The organism is Paenibacillus intestini, from assembly GCF_030803945.1.
Classification (GTDB): domain Bacteria; phylum Bacillota; class Bacilli; order Paenibacillales; family Paenibacillaceae; genus Paenibacillus; species Paenibacillus polysaccharolyticus.
This window is the reverse complement of the sequence record NZ_JAURUN010000009.1, coordinates 212,820-238,259: the sequence shown is the minus strand read 5'-3', so window position 1 is coordinate 238,259 and position 25,440 is coordinate 212,820. Positions and strand designations below refer to the sequence as shown.

Sequence of the window (25,440 nt, the reverse complement as noted above, 5' to 3'; positions counted from 1 at the left end):
ATAGCACAGGGACTGGTTAATAGATCTTGTTTTTAGTCGGGCAAAAAGTGTGTTTTAAAAGAAGTGTCCACTCTTTGGAAGATAATTTAGGGATTTGTTTATGAGGTATGGACGGTTATAACATAAGGACTGGTTATTAGATCTTGTTAATAGCTCCTGGGCGTGTGTTGGTACTATTACGTGATGCGCATGTACTTGCGCGGTTGCCGGTGTGCTTTTGTGCAAGTGTGGCGAGAGATAAGGCTCGGACTTGCATTAGAGGTTTGGTCTGAGCAGCATCCGGGGCAGGATGGCTGTGAGGCTTTACTTTTCCAAAAAAATATATGGTCTGGGTGTCCAGGCAAAGGTTGTGAACCATGAAGGTAATTTTATCAACTTTGAATGCAAAGTACATCCATACCTCGCTGGCGCTGCGGTGTTTGAAGGCGTACAGTGAGAAGGATTTTGATATTGAGCTCGCGGAGTATACGATCAAAGACCCGGTCATGAATATTGTGTCGGATCTGTACCAGCGCGGGGCGGATGTGATTGGGTTTTCGTGTTACATCTGGAATATTGAAGAGACGATTAAAGTAATTGATAATCTGAAAAAGGTTATGCCTGACGTGAAAATTTTGCTGGGCGGGCCGGAGGTGTCCTACGATACCGAATATTGGATGAACCGGATTCCTAATGTCGATTTTATCGTCATGGGTGAAGGGGAAGAGACGTTGCATCAACTGCTTACAGAGTTGGAGGGCAGTAAAAAGTTCCATTTTGTCTATGGGCTGGCGTATCGCAAAGGGGAAGAGGTTATTCTCATGCCAGGACGCCCGAAAGCGGATTTGAATGATCTACCTTCGCCGCATCGATTTGAAGAGGATATCCCGGATCTCGGGAAACGGGTTGTTTATTTTGAGACCAGCCGGGGCTGTCCGTTTAGTTGTCAGTTCTGTCTTTCCAGTATTGAAGTCGGCGTGCGGTATTACGATATCGAGCGGACGAAATCGGACATTCTGTACCTGATCGAAAAGGGTGCGAAACTGATCAAGTTTGTGGATCGTACGTTTAACATTAAACGGGATTATGCGATGGAGATGTTTAAGTTTTTGATCGAGAATCATCAGGGAACGGTGTTTCAGTTTGAAATTACGGCTGACATCATGCGTCCTGAGGTGCTCGACTATTTGGCAGAGAATGCGCCGCCGGGTACGTTCCGCTTCGAAATCGGGGTGCAGTCCACGAATGATCCGACGAATGAACTGGTGAAACGCCGTCAGAACTTTGCCAAGCTGAGCCGTACGGTGAACAAGGTCAAAGCCAGCGGCAAGATCGACCAGCATTTGGATCTGATCGCAGGACTACCGGAGGAAGATTACAATACGTTCCGCAAGACGTTTAACGATGTGTTTGCTTTGGGGCCGGAAGAGCTACAGCTTGGATTCCTGAAAATGCTTCGCGGTACGGGACTGCGTCTGGATGCGGAAAAGTACAATTATACGTACATGGATCATGCGCCGTATGAGATTTTGGGCAGTGACGTGTTGCCATTTAGCGACATCGTTCGCCTAAAGCGGCTCGAAGATGTATTGGAGAAATACTGGAATGCACACCGGATGGATCATACGCTGAAGTATTTGATGGAGCAGGAGTTTGATTCACCGTTTGATTTCTTCCAGGCCTTTGGCGATTACTGGGAGGGTCAGGGCTGGCAGAAGATCGGGCATCAGCTAGAGGATTTGTTCACTCGTCTGCACAGTTTCCTGGAGTCACGGAACACGCCGCATATGGATATTGTGCTTGGTCTGATGAAGCTGGATTATTTCCTGGGACATAAGTATAAGCCGCGTAAAATCTGGTGGGACGATGTGCTCCAGAAAGATCAATGGGCGGGTTATATGAAAACGTTGGCTGAACGTCCAGAAGACGTTCGCTTGCCACGTGTTGCCGGAGCCTCTGGCTCGGCATGGCTGGAAAGCAGCGGCGCGAGTGGAACGGCCGCTGCCGGAACTTCGGCGGCTGCCGGAGAGGACACTGCCGCGGATGCGGCGGGTGTGATCGGCAGCCATGCCGGGGATGCTGCGTCGCTGGCAGCGCGCGACGCAGCAGAGTCCGCCGCGGATGGAGCGGCGGACCTGGGGAAAGGCAACGCTTCGCGTGCGTTGCCGATGACCTCGGCCATGACCGCACAGACGGTCATGGGTGCCCGTGCTTTCGCCGATCTGGGACTCGGCGAAAAGGAACTGCAGAAGCACGCCGTACTGGACGTGCTTCCGTTCCGGCTTGAGCGTGTGCTAGCTGGCGCCAGCCCGCTTGCCGCGAAAGGCCAAACGCTGCTGGTTGTGGTATACCAGCAGCACGAAGACCAGCAGGCGCAGTATTACACGCTGCCGCTGGGAGAAGAAGCTGCTGCCATGTAGGTGCATCGACCATATGTCCGAAAGCATCGGAAGATCATTGGATTCCCTTACGGGATGAAAATGATCTTCCTTTTTTTATTTTCTAAATTCAATAGAACTCAAAAATCCAATTAAGCTGAAGGGAGAGTTTTTATGAAAGATAAAGCAAAAAACACCATCATTCTAACCAAAGGTTTCGCAGATACAGTGTATGTACACATTCCATATAATACGGTGCATATCCAGTCCATTCGTCAGGTAACAGGAAGAAGGTGGGAGCCTGATATGAAACGCTGGATCATTCCATACTCACTGGCATCTCTTCAGGAGTTTACAAAGCACTTTGATGCGCTAGATGTAGAGATTTCCGCGGAGTTGTGGGTGGAGAGTGAATTTTTAAGGAACTGGAAGTTAAGTGGAGAGCAAACACAATGGAAAAGAAATGAATTGCAGCAAGCTCTGAAATTAAGAGGGTACAGTCGCAAAACGATTAAAGCATATTGTAATCAGATTGAAAGATTTGTGGCCAGTCTTCCTCAGATGGATACAGAGATCAGCGCATCTCATGTCCAGACATATTGTTTGAGTTTGCTTGAAAGAGGGATTTCCCATTCGAGTGTGAATCAAACGATTAGTGCGATCCGATTTTATTGTAAACATGTGTTACTCCATCCTGCCGAGTTTCAATATATACGTCCCAAAAAACAAACCAAGTTGCTCAATGTCATGTCTGAAACAGAAGTCACCCAACTGCTGAAAGCTGTGACTAATCTCAAGCATAAGACGATTCTCTATCTTACGTACTCAGCTGGGCTCCGTGTAGGAGAAGTCGTTCGTCTACGTTATAGCGATCTGGATATCGAGCGTCAGACCATTATCGTAAAGCAGGGAAAAGGTCACAAGGATCGGAGAACTATTCTCTCTCATCTTGCTTGGGAGATTGTACAGAAGTACATCGCCGAATACAAACCTGATCGTTGGTTGTTTCCGGGACGATCTTCAGATCGACATCTTACAGAGCGCAGTGTACAAAAGGTTTTTGAAGAAGCTAGACAACGAGCAGGTATTGTAAAAAAGTGTAGCATTCATGCTTTGCGGCACTCCTTTGCTACACATTTGCTGGAAAACGGAACAGACCTGCGCTATATTCAGGAGCTTCTTGGTCATACAAGTGCACAAACCACACAGCGATATACGCACGTGAGCACGAAAAATATCCAGCGTATTCAAAGCCCGCTGGATCGTATGGATATGGGAGATTGAGTATCTCAAAGTTCTCCCTTTTTCACCAAATTTTTCTTCGCATATATCACCTCATAGGTTATCATATACGTAGTTCAGATATTACGTTGATTTGAGATATTCACGAAGTACATAAATTAGATGTTATAAGAAATATCCGCATTAGTACAAAAAATATTTTAAGGAGGTATTTATGGATACTCAAGATACCAGACATTATTTCGCATCTGAGTCTGACGAAGCGATAATCTTTAAAAAATTGTATTTACTTGGATTTCAAAAGGAATCATTTCTGGAGAAATGGAAATATTTTGAGTCGAAAGGAGTTGACTCTCTTGAAGACATGCAAATTAGACAATCAATCAGAGAAGTAATGACTTTTTATAATCCAATTACTCGGCAGAGTTATTATAACATCCCGACTTGGGTGTATCTCTATAGAAAGGGATCAAAGTTCTTTCGTGTTAGAAGAATTGAAAACAACGACATAATAATTCCACCCAAAGAAACCGAGTGTTGGAGAGATTTTTGGAATCCCCCTGAAGAATGCATAACAGATTATGGCAGGCTCAATTATCCTGCTGAATCCCTATTATACACAGCAGTCGAAAGCCCCAACATTGCCATTGAGGAAGCTAAAGTCAAGGAGAATGAGTCTTTTGTTTTAATAACCTACGAAGCAATCGAGGATGTATATGCAACTATCGTAGGATTCCATCAGGATAGCAACTCTTTATCTGAAACAGAAAATGAAAAAACAAAGTTGTTAACACTTTTTTTTAAGAATATCTTCACGAAAGAAGTATCGGATCAAGAGAAGGAATTATATAAGATATCTTCTAATCTAATTAAAGAGTGTTACACACTAAATGATGGAACACAGGATGGATGGGTTTACCCCTCTATTGCAAATAAAATGGGGCATAACGTTTGCTTCAATCCAATTAGTGCTAGTAATAAATTAAAAGTAGCTGGCGTCGAATTGTGCAAAAAGGAGAATTTACATAAATTTTTAATTTATTATGTGTTAGATAATTTGAATGAAGAATCAAATTTTACTTATCACCTAATAGGCAGTGAGGTTCAAAAGCAAAAATATCCACATATAAAATCGAATTGATATTGTAAGTTGATTCAAGAAGGCGGAGACATCTTATAACAAAATATTCACGCTTCAGGGCCTACGACCCCTAGGTACGCCAGATGGATTTCTGGGAAGCGGGATCAGGCGGACACACCTGCGAGGCTAAGTCCTGTCGGACCCGGCAGCTTGGCTGCCTTAAACCTCTCGGCGTCGTGAATACAGGAACGTTATGTGAAACCTCCAAAAAAATAAAATAGCATAAAAAATATAATCAAGGGGGAATGTTCATGGGATGCGCGTATTGCTCAAGGAAAGAGAAATTGACGAAAGAACATATTATTCCAGATTCGCTTTTAGATATATTTGCAGAATGTGACTTTACTATAAGAGGTAATAGTTATTTTAAAGCTGATCCAATAATTAAAGATGTTTGTTTTAAATGCAATAATGAAATACTAAGTAAACTTGATAACTATGGATCAAATTTAATAAAAAAATATTTTATTAATGAGTATGAACCCGACGCTAGATTAAATATTGATTATGATTATAGATTATTGTCGAGATGGTTATTAAAGATAGCCTATAACGGTGAAAGATCTTTCAAAAGAAATACTGAGTTGTTCAAACCATATCTTGACTATATCATGGGTAGTACTGAAGAAAATCCTAGAATCTCTTTATTTGCAGGATTGGCTATAGATACTTCACCTATGCCTGAATACTACCATGATAATATTAAGCTACAAGTTATTACTGCGCCCAAATTTGTTGGAGAAACTATACTCGAACCAACCGATGCATTTGAAACTTCGTTTAGAATAAGAAAAAATATGAACGGTTTAAATATTTCAGAACTGAAGGAGAGCTTTTTATTTAGATTCGGATCTGTTATTTTTCTTTTGCTCTTATGGAAAGACAACTCCGATTTAGAATTGGTAAATTCATTTGAATGGATAATAGAAAATATGTATCCGTATAAATTATTGAATCAAGAAGAACGCGAGCAAACTGAAATTAAAAGAGTTACTCATGCCTTTAATATACACGCTCTTGTTTTGATTGATACTGATATTGGAATGGATTTTGCTGATAGATGTAGTATAGGAATGTTTCAAGGTAAAGATCCGATTGATATAAGAAAATCATTAAGTTTAGGCTGGGATGAGCATGTAAAGGAAAAGCGTTTAAAAGCTTTAGAAAACAGGAAAAATATAAAGTGAATTTTTTTATGTATAACAATGATGATGGAAGAATCACATAACATATTATTCAAGCTTCGTATTCTTTGGAACCTTGGTCTGCTGAGGTGATTTCGAAGAGGGATTTCCGCAGAGAACACCTTCGGGGTTCGTGAATACATAAACGTTATACGACAGATTCAAAAACAATAAAAAAGAGGATCATATGATCCTCTACATGCTATAGTTTTGCAATTCACTAAAGAGTTGTAGAGCGTCTTTGAAGCCTTGTATGTAGATACTTCTTTCTAAGATGGATTGAAGAGAGATTTGAGTGTCTTCATAAAGAAAAACCGTATGTTGGAGTTGATCGGGCAAAGCATCACGAAGTGTTTTAAAGTATTGATCTGTCTCCGCAGAAAGCTGATTGTATTCCGCATGACATCCCAGAAGCTCTGTATAGAGTAATTCTAGACGTATTCTAATAAGCGGTTCTGTTAGCGATTCTAAAGTATTAACCATATCTATTCCTCCTTTGATTAACTTTATAGAGTCATTATATAGCCCTGTGGAGTTAATTGCAAGGTGAACATTTGACTTTATAGAGTTAAAACTTCGCTTTTCGTTGATGATTACTAATGTGGAAGATAAGATAGAGTTATGGAGGGGAAAAGATGAACGTAATCAAGTGTAATATACGAGAACTCATGGCAGAACATCGAATAGATGATATAACTGAATTGATGGTGAGATCAGGTCTAAGTCGTAACTCAATTAACAAGTTATACAGGGAGACGAATATAGAAACTACAAAATTAGAAACACTTTTCAAGTTGTGTGATACGTTTAATTGTAAGTTGTCTGATTTGATCGAATATGTACCAGAAGAAAACAAATAAGTGAGAGCCGTTTCGAGAAGAGATTCCATCGTATAACATAATATTCAAGCAGCGGCTCCTTTGGAGCCTGGGTCTGCTGGGTAGATTCCGAAGAGGTAATTCGGCAGACAACCCCTTTGGGGTTCATGAATACAGGAACGTTATATGAAACCGCCGAACAGCTCAAAGATTTGTATTTCTTCTATACATTTTGGGAGGCATTATGAGATATAAGAATGATTTTGGCATGATATTTATATTTAGCATATTTATTATTTTACTCAGTAAAGTATGGTCTTTACTTGGAAGCCTTCCAGAAGCGTTTGCTTATGGAAGTATAATTTATCAAGTTATTGATGTAATTTTATTTGTTTTATGTAATCTTTCTATCGGTGTCGCAGCTGCTATTATTTTTTACTATGTTCAGCGTTATACAGAGAAGAAAAAGGATTTTGAAGTATACGCCGAGCTAAGAAGAATTTTATTGTTTTTGCTTTACAAACATTTAAAGGTACTCTCTGAAATAGAAGAATTTAAACATATTAAGCAAAGGGAGAGGGGGAGTGTATTTGGTTTTAATATACATGATATACCCAAATTGATGAATTTATATAATGAGATTAATTCGAAGAAAAAAACAGATGAATTAAAGGTAAATCTTTTAAATTACTTTAAAAATATGAGTGAACTGCAACTACAAGAGTTTAGTAATTCATTTCAAAAAGAAATTAATGAAATTGAATTAAAAGAAGACATTAGGTATTTTAAAGGCAGTAAAGATCTAATTAATTCGGTCTTTGTATTTTACAATGATGAATTTTCCATAGCTGCTGGTATTTATACTCGAAACAGAAATGATTTAAACGATTATAAAAATATGGAAGAGGTACTAGTTGATGATTATATGCAGTTCTTAGATTCAACAATTGAGTTGTACCAAGAACTTATAAGATTTATTGAATCTATTGAAAGGAAACAATTAAGGGTGTTTATTAAGATGTTAGACTAAAATATTTATAATAAGTAATTCTGTGAGTTGCTCGAAGAAGTTGCGGTATCATATAACACAATGTTTACGCATCGTCCGCATCCGCTCCTCGGTTCGGAAGTAGATAATTCAATGAAGTATATCAGCTGGACACACCCAGCATTCGCTGGGTGTCGTGAACACAAGACGTTATAAGAAATAGCCGCAAAGGGAGGAATAATTGGTGTTAGAATTAGCGAAGAATGAGCTCGAGACTGTTCGCTTTTTATGCAGCGGTATAAGTAATACAGTTCTTTTTGCGAGTATAGAAGGAAATATAGGAAGGGCATGGATTGACAGTAAGAAGGAGCCCACGTACTCCGTAATTGTTGCAGGAGATTTTGCATTCTTACTTGGAAGTGTCGAAGCTTTGAAAGAAGTAGATGTTCCATTGCGGTTTGTTCTTGAAGAATGCAGGGGGAAAATCATAATTACGAATGAGTTTTCTTGGATATCCCTTTTATCTCAACATTACTCGGATTCATTCCAAAAGTTTAACCGGTATTCCTTTAAGAAAGAACCGACTTTCCAAATAGAACAATTAAAAGAGAACATAAAAATGATAGATACTGCTTTCAAAATCGTACCCATAGATGAACATATTTACCCAATGGTACTGCAAGATCCCTTTATGGCAGATTGTTGTTGTTTCTTTTCTTCCTTAGAAGAATTTATGGAGCATGGAATTGGATTTGTTATCCTCAAGGATAATCAGATTATTACCGGTGCTTCTTCTTATACTTATCATGAAGGGTGTATTGAAGTTACAATTGGGACACATCCCTTGTACAGACGCCAAGGTCTGGCACTAGCTTGTGCATCAAGATTGATTCTTGAATGCCTGAGCCGAAATATTCACCCAAACTGGGAGGCAGCCAATTTAGAGTCAGTTGCTCTTGCAGAAAAATTAGGTTACAAATTGGAAAAAGAATACGAAGTGTACTCTATATAAACAGTCACACTATGGGGACGGCGGTAGTTGAGTGTTACAAAGAAAATAATTGTAGGTACTTCAAAGAAGGCGGATACATCGTGTAACAATATATCTACGCCGCGTCGCTATTGCTCCTTGGTTTGCGCGAGGATTTTCAAAGAAATCGATTTCGGCAGACGTCCCTGCAAGGCTAAGTGGCTGAGCCACCCAGTCGCTTTGCTCCTTTAAGCCTTTTCGGGCTCGTGAACAAAAAACGTTAGGCGAAATCAGCAAGAGAGAGGAACAATATAATGCTTGCACTAAGACTTACCAAAGACTTATTGAAAGATATGAAAGTGACTTCAGTTGAAGATATCAATGCAGCTCTGTTTTTAAGCTGGCATGTAAATATTTATAACTTGAACAAACGAAAACACATTGTTTTTGTGAACGATCTAACTAGATTAGCTATTATCATTGATGGAATCAGAACGGGGCAAATAGGGCGTTTGAAAGAAAAATTTATGATAACTCTTCGGGAATACTTACTCCGAGAGGGCGTTAATGAAAGTCTTATCAATAGATATTTTGCGAATAGCGAAGAAGTAGTTATCTCGAAAACAAACAATAGAAGCGTCCTAGGAACGATGAAAGAAGTTACGTGGTTTATTGAAGATGATTTTCACGATAACATTGAACGTATGAAGTGGCTAAATAGAATGATTCATAAACCAATAGATTACAAGGAACCGATCAATTATTTTAAAGAATCCTTATGGAATAATAACAACTACAACATCATATGAAGGAACTTCAGGGCGGCCCTGGCATTGCCTAACAACATATTCACACATCGGGGCGACTTCGTTGTCCTAGGTCCGGTAGCGGTTTGCAGTAAGTTCAAGATGAGGCAATGTAGTATTCGCCGATCCAGCCGGATCCAGGCCATCCCCTTGATTGTCAGATGCTAATTATGGAAGGAAGCTCAGACAACAAACGACCCAGTCTAAGATAAGAACTATCTAAGGCTGGGTCATTTTATTAATACAGGAATCTAAAATGAATCAGCGCATGACACAAAATTAAGGAGTACAAAACCATGGATAACAGATTATCAATACTAAGTAAATTAATAAATCTATCCGAATTAATTAGTGCCACAGCCATTGAAAAAGGAAGGCATTATCAATCGGTGTGCATTTTGGAGTTTAGTAATTCTGTAAAGTATGTATTGAAAGAAAAAAATGTTGAAGATTCCGGAAGTTTGATGGAAGAAGCAGAAAGATTAAAATGGCTCAATGATAGAGTTCCAGTTCCTAAAGTTATTGGTTATCTAAAGGAGAACGGAAAGGAACATTTAATTATGACCTACATAGAGGGCTGTGCTGCGGAAGAATACAAACAAGGAAAAGGTCAAAAAAGTCTAGGTTATATTCTGGGAGAGGGATTAAGAACAATACATAATATCCCTACTCATGATTGTCGGTTCAATGATAATTTGCCGGATAAGCTTATTGATATGGTAAGGAAGAATATAATTGATAGAAAACATGAGGTCATGGATGCTATTAACAAGTCATTTCCCAATCATACCATTGAGCAATTGATGAATTTCTTGGAAATGTATAAAGCATCGACAGAAGAACTGGTTTTTACGCATGGTGATTATGGTTCGGGAAACGTTATGATACATAAGAGGCGTATTGCAGCATTTATTGATGTAGGAGCATCTGGGATATCCGATCCGTACTATGATATTTATTATCTTGTAAAAAGTCTTACATTTTATACGGATAAGGAAGAAGAAGTAGAGGAGTTTATGAAAGGATATGGAATTTCTGAATTAGATGAGAATAGAATGAAATTTCATCAAATCATCGATACTTTATTGTTATGAGTACGTTACATTATCTGATATTTTTGCATGAGGTGAATGTATCTAATGATAAAATTAAATATAAAAGTAATGACCTTGATCTTATTTTTAATTTTGCCTGCCTGTTCGGCCAGTAATGAAAAAGATCCTTCTGACTCCATCTTTCAGGTTGAAGTAGATGAGATTGAAAATGTTAAGGTCAACGAAACGTTTCAAATCGTAGGGTTTTTGAAAAATTCATCGAAAAATACAGTGGAGATATCTCATGGATCAGGTATGTTCAGTTATGAGATTTATAATGAAGCTGGCGAGAGAATCCTTCCCGACGAAACTGTGCTATTAGAACACGCTATTGGCTATCAGGTTGAGCTTCAACCAGGTGAAGAATATAGAAATAATGGACAAGATCAACGAAGTAAGGAATATTATGAATTCGTTATCCACCAGCCAGGCAATTACAAAGTTAAAACGCATGTCGAATTTATGTTGAATAATGATGGTAAGCAAAAGAAAATAAGTTTATCGAGTGAATTCAAAGAATTTAAAGTGCAGTAGAGGATTGCAGGGGATCTCAACATAAATTTATCTGAGGTGATTTCAATGGAAGTACAAATACTCAAAAAACAAATTAGTGTAGAAGATTATATGAATCTGAGGGAAATCGTGGGCTGGGGTAATCCTGAAAATATAGAGGCCATTGAACGTGGATTAAAGAACACTTTATATTCCATCTGTATAGAGGATGAGGAGCAGACGATAGGATATGGAAGAATCGTGGGCGACGGTGGTTTTACTTTTTACATACAAGACATTATCGTGATACCTTCCTATCAGAGGCTCGGTTTAGGCAATACAATAATGACGGAACTCATGGAGTATATTACAAGTACGTATCCGCCAGGAAGTTCAGTGGGACTCATGTCGGCAAAAGGCAAAGAGGAATTTTATAAGAGATTTGGATTCGTGGAGAGACCCAATGAAAGTTATGGTTCAGGAATGATCCAATACTTAAAGAAACCATAGTAGAGGCATTTCGAGCAAGAGAAATTTACCGGACACTTAGCTGAAAGAAGTTTTTACGTTTAGGAGGAGTCTATATGATATTAGAAAAAATTATAAATCAAATTAATATACAAAGTGAATATAAGGATTTGGTTGATACGTATGTAGAGCATATCCTGAACGAATTCAAAGATAAGATTCATAGTATTTATATGTGTGGCTCGATTCCGAAAGGAACGGCTCAACCTTATAAGTCAGATGCAGATTTTACGATTGTATGTGCAAATCCCAAAGATATTGATTACGAAAAATTGTCGAATATCAAAGATAAGCTTTTGGAAGAATACCCATTTGTCACGAAGATGGATACGATCATTTGCTCGATGGATGATGTAATAAGTAGACCGAATGATTGGGGTTTTTGGGTTAAGATCATTTGTGTTTGCATACATGGGGAGGACATTGGTGAAAAAGTACCCCCGATCATCATCTCTCCAGAATTCATTTTAGACTTAAATACAGATACCAAGAAGGAAGTGGAACACGTACGTCGTTCACTTTCTAATGCTAGTGATGACGCGATGAAAACTAGATATACCAAAGGTTACTCGAAGAGATTACTTCGCGCATTATATTCATTGATTATAGAAGATACAGGGGTATGGGAAGACGACATAACTAAGATGAAAAATGCTATATTAAACTATTGCGAGATTGACCCCGCTTTCGTTGAATATCTGTATGCTTGTTACTTGGATAGTTGTCATGTACCTGTTGAAGAGTTTCTAAGAAATGCAGAGGAAGTATATCGCTATTTCGAGAATGCCTTACATACAATGGCTGCTTTCAGAAATTCAAAATGAAGGTGAGGTGGGACAGATGAAGGAGGCTACTCCTAAATATGTTGAACAAGCATCCATGGAAAGTCTCATACAAAAGTTGAATCTGCCGCCACTCACTCCATTTTCACAGGACTGGGAGTATACGTCGGCTGATGCATCGAGATTAGATGAATTTATTACGTATTACGAGAATCATCAATTAAACGACAATGAGAAATTTACACTGATGATCATTATGATCTCTTCATTGGATGACTACCTTTCCGAAGGAAAAGGAACGGATGGTCACAAACTATGGAATAGAATAAAACAAAATCTACGTAAAGACTATGAGTTACATATCCATACTATTAATTATTGGGCTCAAGATGAGAGCGATTTGGAAGATTGTTTTGCAGTCACACCCTATGTCAGAGAAATGCGAACCTAAACGAAGGTGATACTACAATGATTGAAAAAGAAGAAATCATGGTCAGGTTATTAATAGCCGTGCCCTCCTATAAGGATAGATACGAACGGTACATCCAAGAGAACTATGAACCTGGAGAAGAGAGATTGATCTATGTCGATATAAGTGACTTCGTCAAACATGTTGTTGAGTGTTATCAACGTAAAAACACGGATGAATTCGATGCACTATTCGAAGTCATTGAAGAGCTTCATACGAATGGAGATTCATTTGTTAAAGAATTTGCTACAGTCGGTATTCTGGAATCATTACAGAACCAATTATCGGATAAGAATATTGAGTATAGTGAAATTGAAAAATGTTTAAAACCAGAATCAAAACGATGGTGGAATCATGTAATTGATTATTGGAATGGGAAGACTCCATACATTGGAGGACCGAATAAGGAACAATTATAATGTTCTGGATGTTGGTGAATTTGAAGCAACCCTAGAATCATTCAAAAGCCCGAAAAGGAGATGAGTCGTGTGAAAGTCACGCTTCGCTTTGTCTTACCTAGTGATGCTGAACATGTACAGCAATATGCAAGTTACCCTGAAATTTCAGAGACAAGCAATGTTCCCTATCCTTATCCAGACGGAGCAGGAGAATCATGGGTGAACATGGTGATGGCTAGACGTGAACAAGGGATATCTTATGTATTTACTATTTTATCGGATGATCAATTTGCGGGTGTCATGTCTATAAATGCTGTGGATCTAACTGAGAAAACAGCAGAGTTGGATTACTGGATTGCAGTTCCTTTCTGGAATCAAGGCATAGGCACAGTCGTAGCCCAAAAGGCTATTGAATTTGCGTTTCATGAATTGGATCTTCAAATTCTTAGAAGTGCTTGTTTGGCGAGCAATAAAGGTTCGTTAAAGGTCCTTGAGAAGAACGGATTTAAAAAAGTGAATGACTTTATTTTTGAAGCTGGCAAGTTTAAAGATAGGACAGGATGTAGACTTGAATTACATAGGTGACGACCTTTAGGTTGCAAATCCCGATGAAAACTTTATGGAGCCTGTGATTGATTAAATCGAGTGAGAGGGAGAGATCTCCATCCACTACTGCAGGCGATTCTTGATTACGATCAAAAAGAGATCGATAAGGGATTAAAGAATATTTCATAGAAGTGAATCACTTAATCTTGGAGAGGAATGATTCTATGAAGATGGCCTTCATTTTATTCAATGGAGTAACATTTCTTGATTTTGTTGGTTTCTATGACGTTATCTATCGATTGAACTTATTTGACCAAACCAAAGGAACGACATGGGACATCTGTGGATTGACTGAGGAAGTGACGGATGAACTTGGGATGAGCGTAAAGGTGGATGTCATAAAACCTGATTTATCTCCATATGACCTTGTTTTTATTCCAGGAGGCATGGGGACTAGAAAACTAAAAGAAGATAATGAATTTGTAGATTGGATTCGAACTGCCGAATCTGTAAGCTACAAAATCTCGGTTTGTACGGGTTCGCTTTTGTTAGGGGCTGCCGGTTTCTTAAAGGACAAGATAGCAACAACCCATCCTAATGTATATGACTTACTTGAGCCTTACTGCAAAGAAGTAGCTAAAACGAGAATCGTAAAGGATGGAAACGTGATCACTGCGGGAGGCGTAGCGACATCGATTGATTTGGGACTATATTTGATTGAATTATTTGCAGGCCAAGAAGAGGCCAATATAGTAAAGAAGCAGATTGATTATCCCTACACTGCAGTAGGAATCATTGAAGTGTAGTTTTTTTGCAGAGGACAAATTAAAGGGTGAAGGAAATGAATAAGAAAACGTATCTTGTTAAGGTTGCTTATTTAATTGATCTAAGTGATGAAGAATACAAAGAAATGGGTGACCAATTGATTCCAGAACTTGAGAACGAAATCACAGTCAGGCAAAATCTAAAATTAGATTGGCAGAGTAGTTCTACTATCTTACTGAATTCAGAAACAATGAACTGCGGAAAGTGTTTCAAATGTAACTCGTGGGTAACCGACAGAGAAAAACCGGATCATATAGATGAACTAAACAACGGAGCGGTTGTCGATGATCGATTACTCTGTGATGAGTGTTTGCCAGAGGATCATAGGTGGGCATTCTAGAATGCTGCCTAGGTGCACGAGAGTCATTACCAATAGGTAAATTTAGAGGGACATAATATATTAATGAGGTGAGAGGTTGAAGTATTTCTTCGGGGTGTTAACCATATTAGGAATAGCACTGCCCTACATGGCGTTTATTCCATGGATTGGTGAAAACGGATTCAATATAACGATGCTATTGGGTGAAGCAAGACAGAATCGGATTAGCGAGTTTGCTTGGTTGGATGTGTTAATTTCAGCAGTTGTTTTGATTGGATTTATCCTTTATGAAGGAAAACGAATTGGAGTAAAGCATATGTGGTTACCGATCATTGGAACATTAACCGTTGGCGTTTCTTTTGGACTGCCATTATTTTTATTATTGCGTGAAATTCATATGGATAAAATGAAGAATAGATAAACTGGGAAATGGATTATAAGTCAGTGGCAGCAGATTCATGTAGTTCTAATTCAATAAATCATTCGTTACGTATCGAGGTGATTGTGGAGTGGTTATAGTTGAGACAGAGATTCTAATCGATGCTCCAATAGAGTTATGTTTTGATATGGCTAGAGATATTGATGTTCATACACAAACGGTCTGGAAACATACGAAAGAGAAAGCTGTCGCAGGAATTACTTCGGGAAAAATAAATTATGAAGATACGGTAACCTTCGAGGCAAGACATTTTTGGATTAGGCAAAAGTTGACGTCAAGGATCACAGCGTACCAAGCTCCTTATTATTTTGTAGATGAAATGCTGAAAGGTGCGTTTAAAAGCTTGCGCCATGAGCATATTTTTGAAGAACATAACGGCAAGACACTCATGAAAGATCGGCTTACTATGGTTGCTCCGTTCGGGGTTATAGGCTGGGTCACCGAAAGACTTATATTAAAATCATATATGAAGCGTTTCCTCATGTATCGAAATCAACAATTGAAATTCTTAATAGAGATGCAAAGTGAATAATAGAAGAACGTTATATACATCTTTTTGGAATAGTCGTATATTTCATTTGTGGTTAGCAAACCATATGAGAAAACAAGATGAATCATGTCAGAGTTCAGTTCAGATTTAGCGGAGATATCCCTCATAAACAAGGAGAAGTGAAGATGAGAAAACTCGTTTTATTTCTGCATTCGTCGCTTGACGGTTATGTAGAAGGACCCAATGGTGAGATGGATATTGGCTGGGTTTCTTACGATGCAGATTTGGAGAAATACGCGAAAGAAGTTCTGAGTACTGCTGACACGGTCATTTGGGGACGTGGGACGTATCAGATGATGCACGGTTACTGGCCATCTGTACGTTCGGACGTATCGGCTTCTCAGCATGAACGGGATCATGCCGAGTGGATTGAGAAGACCGTCAAAATTGTTTTTTCAACAACGCTGAGCGACGTCGAGTGGAACAATTCCAGATTGGTAAAAGAAAATATTGAAGAAGAGATCAAAAATCTCAAACAACAACCAGGCGAGGATATGGTCATACTCGGTAGTCCAAGGTTCGCACACTACCTTATGCAGCTTGGCTTAATAGATGAATATAAAATTACAGTGTCTCCCGTTTTAATCGGAAGTGGATTACCGTTATTCCAAGGTCTCAACCAGAAGATCAATCTTCAACTTATTGAAAATAAAACCTTTGATTCCGGTGCTCTAGGTCTCTTTTATCGGGCGATAAAATGAATGGGTCTTCTTTAAAATAAAATAAAGGGAAAGAATCCCATTACACAAGACCCAGTCTAAGATAAAATGATCTAAGGCTGGGTCATTTGTATAGAAGGAAAATAATCTTCTGCCAGCTGCTTTTGACGGAAAGATGTTTTAAAAAATGAAAAGGAGCATAAACCGTGAGCGAATTTACTTCAGGAAGCGTAACATTAATGAAATATAAAGAGGAAATTCTTAAATATGATCCAATTTACATAGATAATTTAAATGATCAATGGTTTGTATTCATCACTAAAGATACAGAGGTGAGTGAAGAAATCCCGGAAAGTTTAATTCAAATTTCAGAAAAAATTCCAGTGTTATATTTTTATAATTTCGAGGACCATGGTTGGGGCTATCGTGTAGTTTACAACTTCAAAGAGATTGCAAGTCTTCAAATAATATATGAATTAATAGATACGATAGTTATAGAGCTTGCGGAAGAGAGGTATCCGGAAGAAGATCATATTGAATTTTTATATGTCGACCCTAGAGGGGAGAGTATCCGAATTGAACTTATAGAAGAAATTCAAACAACTAATAAATATGATGAGGCGATCACAAGACAGTTTACAAATTGCAATCTAGAGACATTTAAACGATTTGAAATTGCTGATGAACAAATACAACGATTAAGCCAAATTTTGAATGCGAACTACTATTCTCAACTGGAATCTAAACATCAATTAGTAGAAGAATTTAAGGAAGTACTAAACATTCAAGAAATGAGATGGATCGAAGTGGATCATTTGCATGAAAGTGAAGTGTAACGCTTGAATCGTTCTATTATAGATACATAAACTGGAGGTGTTGAAAATGAAGATTGAAGATGTTTACAACGATTTACCTGTGCTTGAGACTTCCAGAGCCATACTTAGAAAAATTGAAAAGAATGATGTGCAGGATATCTATTCTTACTGTAGTGACCCGGAAGTATCCAAATATACAACATGGCATCCACATATGAAAATAGAGGATACCGAGAATTTTGTTGATTTCATCATAGATAAATATAATAAAAGCCAGATTAGCCCATGGGGGATACAAGATAAAACAACAGGCAAGATCATCGGAACTTGCGACTATGTAGGCTGGGATATCCATCACCACAAAGCTGAGATTGGATACGCATTGTCAAGAGATTATTGGGGACAAGGTTATATGACGGAGTGTGTGGAGAAAATAACCCAATTTGGTTTTGAACATATGGACTTGGTTCGAATTGAAGCTAGATGTATATCAGCGAACACGGGTTCTTCAAGAGTCATGGAGAAAGCAGGCATGGAGTTTGAAGGGATTTATAGAAAGCATATATTCATTAAAGGGAAATTCGAAGACCTCAAAACGTATTCGATCATAAACGAGAATTCAGCGAAAAGAGTGGAAGATAACTTTGCCATCTGACAGAAAAAGAAGGCTTCAGACATTGTTGAGAAGAAACAAACTGAAAAATAAGGAAAGAGAAACAAGTGTGTTGTTTGAAGAATGCTTGGCAGCATTAGGTAGTGATGTGATTGTTATGACCGATGAACGGTCAAAAGAAATATATAAATTATTTGAAGCGGAATTTAAAATCAATTTATATGGTCGAATAGAATGGGATTCATATAAAGCGTATGAGGAAATGGATGAGAATACATTTGGAAATCGATATATGAACCAAGAAGAATATTATTATATATTATGGAGTCATGGATCAGATCCTGTAATCAAAGCAAGGTTGAATCAGATCGTTAAAAACCTGGAGGATGTTACTGCTGTTTCTCCAGATATATGGGTCTATCGAGAAGAGAGGCAGGTTATTGAAATCTTCCATGATGGAATCGTAAGAGTGATGCAAAAGAAAGAATAAGGATGTTTGGAGGCGGAATATTGCGAGTAAGTACATTTCTCGAAGAAAAAGATTTTAGATTTGTAGATGTGGAATACTTGCCTCCAACAATGAAGGCGCTCGTGATTGATCATCATATTAATGTCACACAAGGAGAAAGTGAAAATATTGCACATATACATGTTCAATATAATGAAAACTTGTCCTTTCAATGTAAAGTGATTGACTTATATCAGGAGCATTCACCAAAGATCGCATGGATCAAAAATAGTTATGTAACAGATACATCGAATGATGATTTTGATTATGAGGATGTATTGCCTCCTTTTGGTGTTGTAGAGTTATATGATTTGGATATGAAATGTAATTCAGATTGTACGAAAGTCATGATCCAAGCTTTGTATCAATTAATGTTTAACTTCTTGCTGGAATATTTCAATGTGATTGTTTTTCATTCAAGGGAAGCTACGAATGTTATAGATCTTGAGAACATAAGATTTAAGCGTTTCATGATCAACGACGAATTATATTATAGGTCGATTTCTTACTAAGTATAAAGAAAAGTTATTGTTGAAGAATGAACAAGTGCTGTTTTTCGATCCAACTTTTCTCTCTGGCATTAATATAGGTGGAATAGAGCAGTATGAATTTTGGCGGATTCACAACGAAGAGGAAAAACAAGAGGTATATATCGAGCTTTAATTAATCTAATACATTGGAAGTGGTCTTCAGTGAAGAAAGTAGCGGTTGTTAGCTTGTATTTTTTGAGCGAGGCAGAAGGTGGACAGAAGGCAGCAATTACGGAGGACTTTTCGGCACCTATCGTTTTTGATGTGGATCCAGATTTGCAATTCGGGCTCTGGAGTGCTGTCGTGAAGTTACATAGTCAACCGGATGAACATAGGGAAGCTAGGGCTGATCTGTATTATCTATTCCACAATTCAGAAGAAGTGCCGAATCATCTGTTGGAACCCGGCAACAGTTTCTCACTAAAAACGAATAAGACTATTGCCAAAGGAACGATAGAATGGTTGAAGGAATGATAAGAACATCAATCCTCGTAGGTTCAATAATATAAGGTATCATTTCAGAGATCGGAGGTTAACCATGGACGTTGTGATTCGAGAAATCCGAGAGACGGACTATTCTGATGTAGTCATGTTATGGAACAATGACTTAGGCAGTCCGACTGTTACTTCTGATAATATATCTGCACGGATCGAAAGACTGAATTCAGATGAAAACTACAAAATAATAGTCGCCGTATCAGATAACAAGGTAGTTGGTTGTATTTCAATGGTGCAAATCATGGCATTGGAATATGAGATAGGATACTTACAAATTAATGGTCTGGTTGTTCAAAAAAATGCTCAACAAAAAGGAATAGGCACTAAATTAATTGACCATGCCGAGGATTTTGCTTCAAAGAACGGACTTTCTTACATGATATTAAATTGTGGATTTCAACGTACAAAAGCACATGAATTCTATGAATCTAAAGGATTTGATAGATTATCCTATTGTTTCACTAAAGCGGTAAGGTGAATCAGTCCAATGGATGAGTATTAGACAAAGCGAAACATAACAGACAACGTAAATATACAAAGGAGTTATGCATAAATGGTAAATCATATGACCACATTGGGATTTCGTGTACATTCTCCAGAAGATTTTGAAAATATCGCCGAGTATGCACTCTCAACAGGAACCAGAATTAAAGCTAAACATGGGCAATATGCTTTTGCTCTGGCAGGAGAAGGGATTGAGATATGGCTTCAAATAGATAAAAAAAATCAGGTTATCGGATTGAATCCACATTTTTCAGGTTCATCTCGTATGAATATCGGACTTACTGCAGAATTAAAGCCAGACGAAAACAATAAACTAGATGGCAGTTTTCATGCTTGGGCTGAACCCGATGATTCGATGGAATCTGGGAGTTATCCATTCGTTTTTGATGTACCTAACCGAGGCGTCTACGGGCAAATTCTGACTCCTCAGAGTATACATGTACAATTATCTGCATTCGCACATGAAGTGACGATCTATAAAGATGAAGAAGAGTTTAACCTGTCCCAAGATAGTGAATTGAAATTTGCAGTGGAATCTTTTATCCCATCCGGACTATTTGATAGTGAAGGTACGCCAAGTGCAACAGCCATTTTTACTGGGCGAATCGTAGAAACGGCAGAGATTGTTAATGAGCAGTCGAAGCTACGTTTCACCTGGGCATTAGTCAGAACATTAGGTGGGGAGATTGATGTTGTCATTGATCAAGAACTCGTTAACAAGGAAATGATAGTCGGTGGCATTATTTCTGGTTCATTCTGGCTTAGCGCAAAGTTCCAGGATGAACCTGTCATTAAGAAAAAAAGCAACGTGATTGAGAGAATATTTAGAAAAAATAATGAGAAATAATATGAAATTATAAAATTTAATATGGAGGTCTATTTGAAGACTGAAGAAATACTCACAAGGATTATCAACGCATGGGACCCACTTGCACTTCTGGCTGGTGGGGCACCAAGTAATGAATATGATATTGAGATAAAAGTGATATGCAAACAAGTAAACGCAGCAACGAACGAAACTCAAATAGCTCAAATCATTTATACAACATTTAGAGAAAAGACGGGCATTGAATTAAATCTATTGAGTTGCTTGAAGTGTGCATTTAAAGTTGTTCAGGAGATAAAGGGTAATCAACAATGAAAATAGAATAAAAAACTGAACCATGGATGTCATCTTTTAAAATAGTCACATCTATGCTGACATCTCATCCATACAACTGTGATGTTAAACATGAACCCCGCGATTCATTGTCGCGGGGCTTCTTCATAAGGTGCTACCAACTAGAGCAGCAAGTCGCCCCTATGCGGCTTACCTATCCATAGACGCGCCACGCTTCACCTTTGACAAAAATCCTGACGTAAGCGAAACTGGACTTTCTGAATTGACAAGATAGAGAAGAAATGTCATGTTTTATTATGAACGATGATTAAATGTTGAGTGAACCGGGGCAGCAACGTCACGAAGAGATATTTGAATAAATAATAGATAATTGGGTGTAAAAGAAGGTGGGATGGTGTGACTCAAGCTCGTTTGATTCGTGAAGATGAATTAGAGGATTTGTTATTGCTGTATACGTTTCTTCAACCGAATGATCCTGAACTAAACAGAGATCAAGGTTTGGCAGATCATTGGGCTGAAATGCTGCAGGACAAGAATATGCACATTGTTGTTGTGGAACATGAAAGTGTACTTGTTGCTTCTTGTATTGTAGTTATTATTAAAAATCTGACTAGAAATGCTAGACCCTATGGATTGATCGAAAATGTAATAACGCATAAGGATTACAGGAGGCGGGGGTTGGGTCAACTGGCACTTGAAAAGGCTAAGGATATCGCCGAGCAAAAGCACTGTTATAAGTTGATGTTAATGACGGGTTCTCAGCGAGAAGAAGTGCATCGTTTTTATGCGAGAGCAGGGTTTAAAAAGGGTAGGAAGACAGGATTTGTATTACATATGTGATACAGCATGGGTGGGTTTAATTGATTAGGCCTGATAAATCGGATGGATCAAAAATAGCTACGTTGGAGGGTGATCATGGTTGGATATTAATAATCGAAACGGTGATTTTCTTGGTAGAATTCAGATGGAAGCGCAGGAAAGTGATTACGTCGTAGATCAAATTATACGCACTCTGAAACCCGGTGATGGAAAGGCCATTTACATTGCAAATGCTGGAGAGCACCAATTCACCCAGCAGACGAATTATGCTGCCGTTAAATGGGAGCACGGACTGGAGCAGTTGAAGGAAACGCTGACGGAGTGGCAGCCGCAGTTTCCGGCCCATGCGGGGGTTGAGAGCATTCAGGTCTATTATGGATTCGATAATCTGACACCGGATGAGATTGAAGCTATGGCTGAAGAGAGCAGAACCACAGGACAGCAGGTCGTGATCCGTGATTTGCATCCAAACAACAAACTTGTAGGTATCCGAATCCAGTATCAAGGAGAAGGGGCACTGACCCTTCACATTTTTGGCACAACCAAAAGCCGAGTTTACCTATCTGAGGATGAATTGTCTCAGGTGAAACCGCTACGCGTTCGGGGCGCAGAAGCATTTTATTTTTCGAATCACGGAATGGACCGGTTGATCTGGATTGAGGTTGGAAGCAGCGGAAAAGCACTACAGTATGAACTGATTGGGCAGCAGCAGTCCGCAGCAACTTTAATTCAAATGGCTGAAGGGATGAGCATATAGTCTGAGTTAAGCATCGAAAAGGAAAGGAACAGATATGAATAACAAAAGATGGGCATTACTTTCAACGGTTATCGTGATTGTAGCTGCGATATTTATATATCAGTATTACAAGTCAGACTCCCCAAGCGAGGCAATAACAGAGAAGGTTTTGAACCAAGATGGGTATACCGTCACGCTGAGATCAGAACATATTCCTGTTGAAATTTTTGTAAAACCCGAATGGATTAATTTTAATGTCGATGAACCCATGAAAAAAGATATCCAAGCAGCCGAGATCCACAACTCGACTCTGCTACTGGATGTGGTAAACAGAGGTAACGATATTTATTTTTCGTTTAGAACGATCTTTAATATGAACAATCCTTCGGGAGCATTTATATATAATGGATACTTTACTGACGAGGGGATTAGTACATCCATGGACACTAATATGAAATTGTACGATAAGAATGGGAAGGAAATTGCAGTAGGTCAGACAGGAATTGGTCCAGGCGCAGCTTTTTCCTTTGGAATTGAGAAGGAAGAACAGATGCTTATCAAAGAAGGATTCTATGTGAAGTATGATGATTTTAAAGTTTATAATTATATGAAAAAATAACAGCTCATCATGAATGAGTTCAGCGATTGGATGCGCCGTGTCGAGAGGTGGATGGATGGGTGTAAGCAAGAAACATAAACGCAGTATTATTCGTGCGAATCGATTATTTTTTTGGTATGTAAAGCCGGATCTGGACGATGAAGGGATCATGAAACTACATATCATTTCTGAGGATAGAAAATTTATTGTCGCTTATGAGGTGGGACAGTGCATTAGAGGTCATCTTGAGGTCCCAATGTTAGTGATTATCGGTAAAGAGTTTGAAGGTTGGACTGCAGATTATATGGGTCACCGAAGAGTTCGAACACCCGTATGGAACGATGGCGTAGTTACACCACGACTGATAGGGAAGATCATTGACTGGTGCTTAATGAAAGACAAAGAAGTCATAAGTTTGAACTGGAAAGGTGAAATCATAGCATTGGACCAACGTATTTAAAAGAGGTAGAAGTCGATGATTCGACAAAGTCGTAGTAAGGTCAGGAGGAGTTATGGGGACAGATATTTGGTTTTATGTAGAGAAAAAACACTACCGAAGAGAGTATCAATGGACAAATGGCAGCCTGGTCGAAATCCCGAAAAGTGAAAAAGAATTGAAGGACACAGCCCGTTGGGTTAGCGAGGATCACTGGAAGGTCAATCCCAACTACCATCTGTACCCGGAAGAGCGTGCTGCTCAACTCGTACAGATCAATCCATATCAATTTTACAGCGGAGTTAGAAACTACGATCTGTTTGGTATTTTGTCCAATACCAGAAATGACCGTAATCTTAAGTTTATAGATGCCCCGCGAGGTCTTCCGGCTGATCTTTCTCCCGAGCTGCTTCAAGTGGCATTAGAGAGTAAAGATGACTTCTATGACCACAGCTGGCTCTTGTTAGAAGAGCTTATGCAGTTCAAATGGGACGAGCGCTTTTATTGTGATGCGTTTATGGAATATAGAGAGGTTAAACAGGTATGTTCCGATTTTATTTATGAAACGATCCCGAAGCTTTCCGTGTTAGGAGAGCCTCAAGATGTACGCGTGATTTTCTGGTTCGGATAGAAGAGTAATATGAAGTTATATATGGAGGATTGTATGGACATTGTAACCAAGCAGTTGAAGCTGGAAGAGCTTAGTGATTTGAAATATGAAGTGCATATGGGAGATTCCCAAGCCGTTAATTACTGTAGCATCATGATCTTAAAATTCATGGGTGAGTATGGTTTTGGTTCATCTGGGAATTCAGATGCTATTTATATGTGTGCCATCGGAGAAGCAGCAGTTGAAGCCTGGGGACCAGACGGTTTGATTTTGGACTTTAGTGAGCTGGTCTACGAATGGGGCGATCTGATCGAGCGTGTTTTTGATATCGGTAAAGCCAAGTCTGGGAGAATTCCTTTCCCAGAAGCACTTGTTGTAGGCAAACAATCGGAAGAGGCAATACGAACTTTGATTTTGGGAGAATATAGTGACGAGTCTATTGACGACATTGATTGGGTTCACCGAGATCTGAACAGCGCATGGGCGTTCATTGAGGAGAAATTGATGGAATATGATCGGGATAAAAAGTTGTAGAGTACGGCATGAACTATAAAAAAAGCCCCTATTCTGGGGCTGATCTGATCAAACGTATTTTTATGACCAATGAGATTGATTAAGAATCCTGTCCTAAATTGTACTTCTTCATAACCGAGTGGCGAAATGCTGCGTATTCGGATAATTCCTGTGCTGTGGCGGTTTCAGGTAAGCTGCTCTGGCTGAGGCCTTCCAAGCTGAATTTTCCTAAATTATCATTGATTAATCCATAGTCACCATAGGTATTTCTCATTAAAAATAGTACACTTGGTTCACTCTTCTGCAGTTCAACATACTGATTAACGGTATACTTGACATCTTCTTTCAAGCTGACAGGTTCAATTATTGTCAATTTCTTCTGATCTGCAAGGAAATCCTCGGGCTTCTTCAATATCTGCTTAATTTTGATGTTGGTGTTGGTGTGAAAGGACTGCATGGCTCCATCATCGAATGCGGTGATCACATGTTCGCGATCGTTAAACTCTTCCTCTGCGTAACCGATCACGATCAAT

General features: G+C 38.8%; 36 protein-coding genes. 34 read left to right on the top strand and 2 right to left on the bottom strand.

The annotated features are described in order from the left end of the window. Positions 1 to 356: 356 nt before the first annotated feature. From J2T16_RS22300 to J2T16_RS22285, 4 genes are all read left to right on the top strand, one after another. Complete coding sequence (locus tag J2T16_RS22300) at positions 357 to 2,399, top strand: B12-binding domain-containing radical SAM protein (RefSeq protein ID WP_499019296.1); 2,043 nt, start codon at positions 357 to 359, stop codon at positions 2,397 to 2,399. 132 nt (positions 2,400 to 2,531) lie between these two features. Further along, positions 2,532 to 3,641, top strand: a complete 1,110-nt coding sequence (locus tag J2T16_RS22295) for a tyrosine-type recombinase/integrase (protein WP_499019295.1) — start codon at positions 2,532 to 2,534, stop codon at positions 3,639 to 3,641. 172 nt (positions 3,642 to 3,813) lie between these two features. Next, positions 3,814 to 4,740 (top strand): hypothetical protein, encoded by a 927-nt coding sequence (locus J2T16_RS22290; protein WP_336122063.1) that lies wholly within the window; start codon positions 3,814 to 3,816, stop codon positions 4,738 to 4,740. Between the two features lie 251 nt (positions 4,741 to 4,991). Beyond that, positions 4,992 to 5,927: a hypothetical protein gene (locus tag J2T16_RS22285; protein ID WP_336122064.1), complete on the top strand. Its 936-nt coding sequence runs from the start codon at positions 4,992 to 4,994 to the stop codon at positions 5,925 to 5,927. A 192-nt stretch (positions 5,928 to 6,119) separates the two neighbouring features. Here the strand turns inward: J2T16_RS22285 and J2T16_RS22280 are convergent, their stop codons facing one another. Next, positions 6,120 to 6,407, bottom strand: a complete 288-nt coding sequence (locus J2T16_RS22280; protein WP_336122065.1) for a hypothetical protein — start codon at positions 6,405 to 6,407, stop codon at positions 6,120 to 6,122. Between the two features lie 152 nt (positions 6,408 to 6,559). Here J2T16_RS22280 and J2T16_RS22275 point away from each other — a divergent pair, with 152 nt between their 5' ends. The 30 genes from J2T16_RS22275 to J2T16_RS22130 all read left to right on the top strand — a co-directional run bounded on the left by J2T16_RS22275 (position 6,560) and on the right by J2T16_RS22130 (position 24,928). Beyond that, positions 6,560 to 6,784 (top strand): helix-turn-helix domain-containing protein, encoded by a 225-nt coding sequence (locus tag J2T16_RS22275; protein WP_018883096.1) that lies wholly within the window; start codon positions 6,560 to 6,562, stop codon positions 6,782 to 6,784. Between the two features lie 202 nt (positions 6,785 to 6,986). Beyond that, a complete protein-coding gene (locus J2T16_RS22270; RefSeq protein ID WP_336122066.1) occupies positions 6,987 to 7,772 on the top strand; it encodes a hypothetical protein in 786 nt (261 codons plus the stop codon). 202 nt (positions 7,773 to 7,974) lie between these two features. Next, on the top strand, positions 7,975 to 8,742 hold the full coding sequence (locus tag J2T16_RS22265; RefSeq protein ID WP_499019292.1) for a GNAT family N-acetyltransferase: 768 nt from the start codon (positions 7,975 to 7,977) through the stop codon (positions 8,740 to 8,742). Between the two features lie 272 nt (positions 8,743 to 9,014). Further along, positions 9,015 to 9,509: a DUF6933 domain-containing protein gene (locus J2T16_RS22260; RefSeq protein ID WP_499019290.1), complete on the top strand. Its 495-nt coding sequence runs from the start codon at positions 9,015 to 9,017 to the stop codon at positions 9,507 to 9,509. Positions 9,510 to 9,802: 293 nt separating this feature from the next. Continuing rightward, on the top strand, positions 9,803 to 10,600 hold the full coding sequence (locus tag J2T16_RS22255; protein WP_499019288.1) for a phosphotransferase: 798 nt from the start codon (positions 9,803 to 9,805) through the stop codon (positions 10,598 to 10,600). 69 nt (positions 10,601 to 10,669) lie between these two features. Then, positions 10,670 to 11,134, top strand: coding sequence for a hypothetical protein (locus J2T16_RS22250; RefSeq protein ID WP_499019287.1), 465 nt, complete (start codon positions 10,670 to 10,672; stop codon positions 11,132 to 11,134). Between the two features lie 45 nt (positions 11,135 to 11,179). Further along, on the top strand, positions 11,180 to 11,602 hold the full coding sequence (locus J2T16_RS22245; RefSeq protein WP_499019286.1) for a GNAT family N-acetyltransferase: 423 nt from the start codon (positions 11,180 to 11,182) through the stop codon (positions 11,600 to 11,602). Positions 11,603 to 11,676: 74 nt separating this feature from the next. Further along, positions 11,677 to 12,444: a nucleotidyltransferase domain-containing protein gene (locus tag J2T16_RS22240; protein ID WP_499019285.1), complete on the top strand. Its 768-nt coding sequence runs from the start codon at positions 11,677 to 11,679 to the stop codon at positions 12,442 to 12,444. Continuing rightward, on the top strand, positions 12,404 to 12,853 hold the full coding sequence (locus J2T16_RS22235; protein WP_499019284.1) for a hypothetical protein: 450 nt from the start codon (positions 12,404 to 12,406) through the stop codon (positions 12,851 to 12,853). The genes J2T16_RS22240 and J2T16_RS22235 overlap by 41 nt, the downstream gene beginning before the upstream one ends. 17 nt (positions 12,854 to 12,870) lie before the next feature. Then, positions 12,871 to 13,290, top strand: coding sequence for a DUF7674 family protein (locus J2T16_RS22230; RefSeq protein ID WP_499019283.1), 420 nt, complete (start codon positions 12,871 to 12,873; stop codon positions 13,288 to 13,290). 69 nt (positions 13,291 to 13,359) lie between these two features. After that, entirely contained in the window at positions 13,360 to 13,854 is a 495-nt protein-coding gene (locus tag J2T16_RS22225; protein ID WP_499019282.1) for a GNAT family N-acetyltransferase, read from the top strand. Positions 13,855 to 14,039: 185 nt separating this feature from the next. After that, complete coding sequence (locus tag J2T16_RS22220; protein WP_154982843.1) at positions 14,040 to 14,621, top strand: DJ-1/PfpI family protein; 582 nt, start codon at positions 14,040 to 14,042, stop codon at positions 14,619 to 14,621. Positions 14,622 to 14,656: 35 nt separating this feature from the next. Continuing rightward, positions 14,657 to 14,980, top strand: a complete 324-nt coding sequence (locus J2T16_RS22215) for a hypothetical protein (protein WP_499019281.1) — start codon at positions 14,657 to 14,659, stop codon at positions 14,978 to 14,980. 94 nt (positions 14,981 to 15,074) lie between these two features. Continuing rightward, the gene (locus J2T16_RS22210; RefSeq protein WP_499019280.1) at positions 15,075 to 15,380 is read left to right on the top strand and encodes a DUF2834 domain-containing protein; all 306 of its coding nucleotides are present in this window, start codon (positions 15,075 to 15,077) and stop codon (positions 15,378 to 15,380) included. An 88-nt stretch (positions 15,381 to 15,468) separates the two neighbouring features. Further along, positions 15,469 to 15,930 (top strand): SRPBCC family protein, encoded by a 462-nt coding sequence (locus J2T16_RS22205; protein WP_221787136.1) that lies wholly within the window; start codon positions 15,469 to 15,471, stop codon positions 15,928 to 15,930. 143 nt (positions 15,931 to 16,073) lie between these two features. Beyond that, positions 16,074 to 16,649 carry a dihydrofolate reductase family protein gene (locus J2T16_RS22200; RefSeq protein ID WP_499019279.1) on the top strand — a complete coding sequence of 192 codons (576 nt, stop codon included), beginning with the start codon at positions 16,074 to 16,076 and terminating at the stop codon, positions 16,647 to 16,649. Positions 16,650 to 16,813: 164 nt separating this feature from the next. Continuing rightward, positions 16,814 to 17,443, top strand: a complete 630-nt coding sequence (locus tag J2T16_RS22195) for a hypothetical protein (RefSeq protein ID WP_499019278.1) — start codon at positions 16,814 to 16,816, stop codon at positions 17,441 to 17,443. A 46-nt stretch (positions 17,444 to 17,489) separates the two neighbouring features. Continuing rightward, on the top strand, positions 17,490 to 18,077 hold the full coding sequence (locus tag J2T16_RS22190; RefSeq protein ID WP_499019277.1) for a GNAT family N-acetyltransferase: 588 nt from the start codon (positions 17,490 to 17,492) through the stop codon (positions 18,075 to 18,077). A 25-nt stretch (positions 18,078 to 18,102) separates the two neighbouring features. Continuing rightward, positions 18,103 to 18,525, top strand: coding sequence for a CDI toxin immunity protein (locus J2T16_RS22185; RefSeq protein ID WP_499019276.1), 423 nt, complete (start codon positions 18,103 to 18,105; stop codon positions 18,523 to 18,525). A gap of 20 nt (positions 18,526 to 18,545) precedes the next feature. Beyond that, a complete protein-coding gene (locus J2T16_RS22180) occupies positions 18,546 to 19,055 on the top strand; it encodes a hypothetical protein (protein ID WP_494390471.1) in 510 nt (169 codons plus the stop codon). A 180-nt stretch (positions 19,056 to 19,235) separates the two neighbouring features. Beyond that, a complete protein-coding gene (locus J2T16_RS22175; protein WP_221787118.1) occupies positions 19,236 to 19,547 on the top strand; it encodes a hypothetical protein in 312 nt (103 codons plus the stop codon). Positions 19,548 to 19,611: 64 nt separating this feature from the next. Next, on the top strand, positions 19,612 to 20,049 hold the full coding sequence (locus J2T16_RS22170) for a GNAT family N-acetyltransferase (RefSeq protein ID WP_221787115.1): 438 nt from the start codon (positions 19,612 to 19,614) through the stop codon (positions 20,047 to 20,049). A gap of 75 nt (positions 20,050 to 20,124) precedes the next feature. After that, positions 20,125 to 20,922 (top strand): hypothetical protein, encoded by a 798-nt coding sequence (locus J2T16_RS22165; protein ID WP_090921852.1) that lies wholly within the window; start codon positions 20,125 to 20,127, stop codon positions 20,920 to 20,922. A gap of 33 nt (positions 20,923 to 20,955) precedes the next feature. Beyond that, complete coding sequence (locus J2T16_RS22160; RefSeq protein ID WP_339836821.1) at positions 20,956 to 21,216, top strand: hypothetical protein; 261 nt, start codon at positions 20,956 to 20,958, stop codon at positions 21,214 to 21,216. Positions 21,217 to 21,591: 375 nt separating this feature from the next. Then, on the top strand, positions 21,592 to 22,035 hold the full coding sequence (locus J2T16_RS22155) for a GNAT family N-acetyltransferase (protein WP_221787111.1): 444 nt from the start codon (positions 21,592 to 21,594) through the stop codon (positions 22,033 to 22,035). Positions 22,036 to 22,114: 79 nt separating this feature from the next. After that, positions 22,115 to 22,771, top strand: a complete 657-nt coding sequence (locus tag J2T16_RS22150; protein ID WP_221787110.1) for a hypothetical protein — start codon at positions 22,115 to 22,117, stop codon at positions 22,769 to 22,771. A gap of 34 nt (positions 22,772 to 22,805) precedes the next feature. Continuing rightward, complete coding sequence (locus tag J2T16_RS22145) at positions 22,806 to 23,369, top strand: hypothetical protein (RefSeq protein ID WP_221787109.1); 564 nt, start codon at positions 22,806 to 22,808, stop codon at positions 23,367 to 23,369. Positions 23,370 to 23,424: 55 nt separating this feature from the next. After that, positions 23,425 to 23,808 (top strand): hypothetical protein, encoded by a 384-nt coding sequence (locus J2T16_RS22140; RefSeq protein ID WP_221787107.1) that lies wholly within the window; start codon positions 23,425 to 23,427, stop codon positions 23,806 to 23,808. Between the two features lie 52 nt (positions 23,809 to 23,860). Beyond that, positions 23,861 to 24,415 (top strand): hypothetical protein, encoded by a 555-nt coding sequence (locus J2T16_RS22135; protein WP_221787105.1) that lies wholly within the window; start codon positions 23,861 to 23,863, stop codon positions 24,413 to 24,415. A 33-nt stretch (positions 24,416 to 24,448) separates the two neighbouring features. After that, the gene (locus tag J2T16_RS22130; protein WP_221787103.1) at positions 24,449 to 24,928 is read left to right on the top strand and encodes a hypothetical protein; all 480 of its coding nucleotides are present in this window, start codon (positions 24,449 to 24,451) and stop codon (positions 24,926 to 24,928) included. A gap of 79 nt (positions 24,929 to 25,007) precedes the next feature. Here the strand turns inward: J2T16_RS22130 and J2T16_RS22125 are convergent, their stop codons facing one another. Continuing rightward, the gene (locus tag J2T16_RS22125) at positions 25,008 to 25,439 is read right to left on the bottom strand and encodes a hypothetical protein (RefSeq protein WP_221787102.1); all 432 of its coding nucleotides are present in this window, start codon (positions 25,437 to 25,439) and stop codon (positions 25,008 to 25,010) included. Position 25,440: the final 1 nt, after the last annotated feature.

Excerpts from the sequence above, each read along its gene's own strand:
- J2T16_RS22300 (WP_499019296.1), top strand. The coding sequence starts at position 357 with ATGAAGGTAATTTTATCAACTTTGAATGCAAAGTACATCCATACCTCG.
- J2T16_RS22295 (WP_499019295.1), top strand. The coding sequence starts at position 2,532 with ATGAAAGATAAAGCAAAAAACACCATCATTCTAACCAAAGGTTTCGCA.
- J2T16_RS22290 (WP_336122063.1), top strand. The coding sequence starts at position 3,814 with ATGGATACTCAAGATACCAGACATTATTTCGCATCTGAGTCTGACGAA.
- J2T16_RS22285 (WP_336122064.1), top strand. The coding sequence starts at position 4,992 with ATGGGATGCGCGTATTGCTCAAGGAAAGAGAAATTGACGAAAGAACAT.
- J2T16_RS22280 (WP_336122065.1), bottom strand. The coding sequence starts at position 6,407 with ATGGTTAATACTTTAGAATCGCTAACAGAACCGCTTATTAGAATACGT.
- J2T16_RS22275 (WP_018883096.1), top strand. The coding sequence starts at position 6,560 with ATGAACGTAATCAAGTGTAATATACGAGAACTCATGGCAGAACATCGA.
- J2T16_RS22270 (WP_336122066.1), top strand. The coding sequence starts at position 6,987 with ATGAGATATAAGAATGATTTTGGCATGATATTTATATTTAGCATATTT.
- J2T16_RS22260 (WP_499019290.1), top strand. The coding sequence starts at position 9,015 with ATGCTTGCACTAAGACTTACCAAAGACTTATTGAAAGATATGAAAGTG.
- J2T16_RS22255 (WP_499019288.1), top strand. The coding sequence starts at position 9,803 with ATGGATAACAGATTATCAATACTAAGTAAATTAATAAATCTATCCGAA.
- J2T16_RS22250 (WP_499019287.1), top strand. The coding sequence starts at position 10,670 with ATGACCTTGATCTTATTTTTAATTTTGCCTGCCTGTTCGGCCAGTAAT.
- J2T16_RS22245 (WP_499019286.1), top strand. The coding sequence starts at position 11,180 with ATGGAAGTACAAATACTCAAAAAACAAATTAGTGTAGAAGATTATATG.
- J2T16_RS22240 (WP_499019285.1), top strand. The coding sequence starts at position 11,677 with ATGATATTAGAAAAAATTATAAATCAAATTAATATACAAAGTGAATAT.
- J2T16_RS22235 (WP_499019284.1), top strand. The coding sequence starts at position 12,404 with ATGCCTTACATACAATGGCTGCTTTCAGAAATTCAAAATGAAGGTGAG.
- J2T16_RS22230 (WP_499019283.1), top strand. The coding sequence starts at position 12,871 with ATGATTGAAAAAGAAGAAATCATGGTCAGGTTATTAATAGCCGTGCCC.
- J2T16_RS22220 (WP_154982843.1), top strand. The coding sequence starts at position 14,040 with ATGAAGATGGCCTTCATTTTATTCAATGGAGTAACATTTCTTGATTTT.
- J2T16_RS22215 (WP_499019281.1), top strand. The coding sequence starts at position 14,657 with ATGAATAAGAAAACGTATCTTGTTAAGGTTGCTTATTTAATTGATCTA.
- J2T16_RS22200 (WP_499019279.1), top strand. The coding sequence starts at position 16,074 with ATGAGAAAACTCGTTTTATTTCTGCATTCGTCGCTTGACGGTTATGTA.
- J2T16_RS22190 (WP_499019277.1), top strand. The coding sequence starts at position 17,490 with ATGAAGATTGAAGATGTTTACAACGATTTACCTGTGCTTGAGACTTCC.
- J2T16_RS22170 (WP_221787115.1), top strand. The coding sequence starts at position 19,612 with ATGGACGTTGTGATTCGAGAAATCCGAGAGACGGACTATTCTGATGTA.
- J2T16_RS22165 (WP_090921852.1), top strand. The coding sequence starts at position 20,125 with ATGGTAAATCATATGACCACATTGGGATTTCGTGTACATTCTCCAGAA.
- J2T16_RS22145 (WP_221787109.1), top strand. The coding sequence starts at position 22,806 with ATGAATAACAAAAGATGGGCATTACTTTCAACGGTTATCGTGATTGTA.
- J2T16_RS22140 (WP_221787107.1), top strand. The coding sequence starts at position 23,425 with ATGGGTGTAAGCAAGAAACATAAACGCAGTATTATTCGTGCGAATCGA.
- J2T16_RS22135 (WP_221787105.1), top strand. The coding sequence starts at position 23,861 with ATGGGGACAGATATTTGGTTTTATGTAGAGAAAAAACACTACCGAAGA.
- J2T16_RS22130 (WP_221787103.1), top strand. The coding sequence starts at position 24,449 with ATGGACATTGTAACCAAGCAGTTGAAGCTGGAAGAGCTTAGTGATTTG.